General features: G+C 78.3%; 3 protein-coding genes. All 3 read right to left on the minus strand.

Annotated features, from left to right (window positions below; translation table 11 throughout):
• Window positions 1-1,509 (minus strand): serine/threonine-protein kinase (locus FA014_RS18720; RefSeq protein WP_154731122.1); only part of this gene is annotated, 1,509 nt, incomplete at its 3' end.
• A gap of 125 nt (window positions 1,510-1,634) precedes the next feature.
• Complete coding sequence (locus FA014_RS18725) at window positions 1,635-3,011, minus strand: FtsX-like permease family protein (RefSeq protein WP_195969376.1); 1,377 nt, start codon at window positions 3,009-3,011, stop codon at window positions 1,635-1,637.
• On the minus strand, window positions 3,008-3,688 hold a 681-nt coding region (locus FA014_RS18730), incomplete at its 5' end, for an ABC transporter ATP-binding protein (protein ID WP_154731123.1). The genes FA014_RS18725 and FA014_RS18730, both read right to left, overlap by 4 nt.

The raw sequence follows: 3,688 nt of genomic DNA on the forward strand, positions 1-3,688 counted from the left end.
GGCGGCCGCCGCGGGGTCGGTGCCGGTGGCCGGCCCGTCGGCGACGACGGGGACCGCGTCGGACGGGGTCTCGCCGGAGGCGGGGGCGGGGGCGGGGTCCTCCGTCACCGCCACGGTGTCGGTGACGGGCTCCGCGGTGCCGTCGGCGTCCGCCTGCTCCGCGGGGGAGGCCTCGTCGTCCGCCGGCGACGTCTCCTGCGTCGCCGTCGTGCCGGGCTGCTGGGCCGTCGTGCCCGGCGCCTCCGGGTCGGAGGCCGGCGCGTCGGGCGCCAGCGCACCCACGGCGAGCACGACCGCCGCCGCACCCAGCAGGGCGGTCCCCGTCACCACGCCCCTGACCCGGCGCCGGCGCGCCGGGGTCCCCCCGTCCTCCGGGTCCGCGCGCAGCCCCAGCAGCCGGGGGTCGACCCCGAGCGTGGGCGCGTCGAGCGCGGGGTCGAGCGGCCCGTCGGGCAGCGGCCCGCTCGGGTGCTCCTCGAGGCCCGCGTCCGGCGCGACGGGAGGCGCGGCCGGGCCCGCGGCGGGCAGCTGCACGGTGCCGAGCGGCACCGCGGCCGCCCCGATGTCGCCGGCCACCGGGCCGACCCCGAGGGCCCCCGGCCGCAGCAGGGCGCGCAGCTCCTCCGCGGCGGCGGCCGCCGTGAGCCGGTCCAGCGGGTCGAGGGCGGTCATCGAGCCGATCAGCTCCGCCCACCGGGGGCCGAACCGCTCGGGCAGCGGCACCGGCCGGTGCAGCCGCGCGACCGCCGAGGTCAGCGCGTCCCCGGGGAACGCCCGCTCGGCGGTGAGGCACTCGACGAGCACCAGCCCCAGCGCGTAGACGTCGGAGGCGGAGGTGAGCCGCCCGCCGGTCGCCTGCTCGGGGCTGAGGTACGACGGGGTGCCCAGCAGCTCCTGGGTGGCGGTCGCCGTCTCGTCGGCGCGCACCCGGGCGATGCCGAAGTCGGTCAGCTTGGTCCACGGGCCACCGGCCCCGGTCCGGCCGGCCGGGGGCAGCAGGATGTTGCCGGGCTTCACGTCGCGGTGCACGACGCCCTCGTCGTGGATGTAGGCCAGCGCCTCGGCGACGTGCACGCCCACCAGGGCGGCGTCCTCCGCGGACAGCGGCCCCTCCGCGAGCCGGGCGGCGAGCGACGGGCCGCGGACCAGCTCCATGACGAGGAAGTCCTGCACCTCGCCGCCGGGCAGCTCGGCCGTGCCGGCGTCGAGCATCATCACCAGGCCGGGGTGCGCGAGCCGGGCGAGCAGGCGCATCTCGGCGCCGTGCCGCTCGACCTCGTCGTGCCCGGAGGCCGACGGGTGGAACACCTTCACGGCGACGTCGCGCGCCAGCACCTCGTCGTGCGCGAGGTACACCTCCGCCATGCCGCCGCGGCCCAGGCGCTCGCCGACCGTGTACCGGCCGCTCAGCACGGTGCCCGCAGGCAGTGCGTGGTCCCGGGGCCGCAGCCCCGAACCGGGCGCGACGCCGAGGGCAGGCGCGGTCGCCTGCTCGAGATGGTCTCCCACCGGTGAACCTCCCCGACGTGAGGTACCAGGATCGCCGGAGACCCTCGCACGCGCGCGTCGAGACGGGCGCCGTCACCTGCACGGGGGACGTCGCCGCCCCGGGCCGCCCCGCGGCCCGGGGTCGATCAACCGGGCCTGACCTGCGTCTCCGCCAGGACGGACCGCAGCAGCGGCCGGCTCGTCTCGGTGGCACCCAGCACCAGCAGGCACCCCGCGGTGAGGCACGTCACGAGCAGCAGGAGCCCGCTCGGGTCGGTCAGGCCCGCCACCCCGAAGACCGGCGACATCATCACGACCGCCGCCACCGCGGACCCCACCGCCACGAGCAGCATCGGCACGAGCACCTCCCGCCGGCGCACGGAGTCCAGCAGGGCCACGGGCGTGCCCGCGAGCACCTGGAGCGCGTACTCCCGGCGCCGGTCGAGCACCGTGGCCGCCTGGGTGATGCCTGCCGACGCGGCCGCGACCAGGAACGTGATCGTCAGCGTGAGCAGCGCACCGCGCATCAGGTCGCCGGTGAACGTCCGCATCTCCGCGACCTCGGCCGCGGACGCGCCGTCGCCGGCCGTCCCGGAGGCCAGCAGCGGCACCACCGCGAGCGCCCCGGCCACGAAGCCCGCCAGCCCGAGCCCGCCGACCACCCGCCAGGTCGCCCGCGGGTCGTCGACCAGCCGGCGCGCGGCCAGCAGCTGCGCGGGCGTCTTCGCGCGGCGCACCCGCAGCCGCCCGACGACACCCAGCGCCCACGGGCCGATCAGGTTGAGCGCCGCGAACCCGAGCGCGAGCGACCCGATCGCGAACGCCACCGCGAACGCCCCCAGCTGGCCCAGCACCAGCGTCACGACCATGAACAGGCCCATCGCGGCCAGCGCCAGCACCGCCCGCACGGCCCGCATCCTCGGCGGCGTCTGCCGCCGGGCGACCCCGAGCGGCGACACCACGACCCGGCGCAGCGAGACGACGCCGCTGACGACGGCCAGCACCGGCACCACGACGCACGCGGCGGCGAGCACCGGCCAGCCGACCCACAGCTCCGCGGCGGAGAAGGTCGACCCCTGGAACGGCACGCGGGTCCACACGGGGAGCAGCGCGACGTACCCGGCCACGCCCGCGACCGCGCCCACCAGCCCCTGCCACGCGGTCTCGACCACCGTCAGCGCCACCACCTCGCGGGGGGTCACGCCGAGCAGCCGCAGCGTCGCCAGCCGCGCGTCCCGGCGCGCCACCCCGAGCCGCGCCGCCGACCCGCCCAGCGTCAGCAGCGGCACCACCAGCAGCACGACGGCGGTCCACGCGAACACCACGTAGCTCTCGCCGTTCGTGCGCTGGTAGGCGTCCGCCGGGTCCGCGGCGCGACCGGCGAAGCCGAGCAGGCCGCCGATCACGGACAGCGTCAGGGCCGTCATCACCGCGAACGCCGCCACCGCGAGCGCGGTCGTCATCCGGCCGTCCCGGCCGCCGGCGCGCCGCAGCCGGGGCGCCAGGGCGAGCACGGCGCTCACCGGGCACCGCCCTGCGGCACCCGGCGCTCGTCCGCCACCACGCGGCCGTCGCGCACCTCGACCCGCCGGCCGCACCACGCCGCCACCCCCGCGTCGTGGGTCACCACGACCAGGGACGCGCCGGCCAGCCGCGTCGTCTCCGTCAGCACGCGCATGACCTCCTGGCCGGTCGCCTGGTCGAGCGCCCCCGTGGGCTCGTCGGCGAACACCACCTCCGGGCCCGTGATCAGGGCGCGCGCCACCGCGACGCGCTGCGCCTGACCGCCGGACAGCTCCCCGGGGCGCCGGCCCTCCATCCCCGCGAGGCCCAGCGACGCGAGCCACCGGCCCGCGAGCTCCGTGGCCTCCCGTCGGGACGTCCCGAGCAGCATCGGCGCGAGCGCCACGTTCTCGATCGCGGGGAGCTCCGCCAGCAGCTGGCCGAACTGGAACACGAACCCGTACTGCCGCCGGCGCACCAGCGAGCGCTCCCGCTCGTCGAGGTCGTGCAGCCCGCGCCCGGACAGCGCCACCGTGCCGGCGTCGGGCACGAGGATGCCCGCGAGGCAGTGCAGCAGCGTCGACTTGCCCGAGCCGGACGGCCCCATCACGGCGACCGACTCGCCGGGCGCGACGTCCAGGTCGACGCCCGCGAGCGCCGTCGTCGCGCCGAACTGCTTGACGAGGCCGCGGGCGGA

Source organism: Cellulomonas hominis (assembly GCF_005239125.1).
In the GTDB taxonomy this organism is placed as follows: Bacteria; Actinomycetota; Actinomycetes; order Actinomycetales; family Cellulomonadaceae; genus Cellulomonas; species Cellulomonas hominis_A.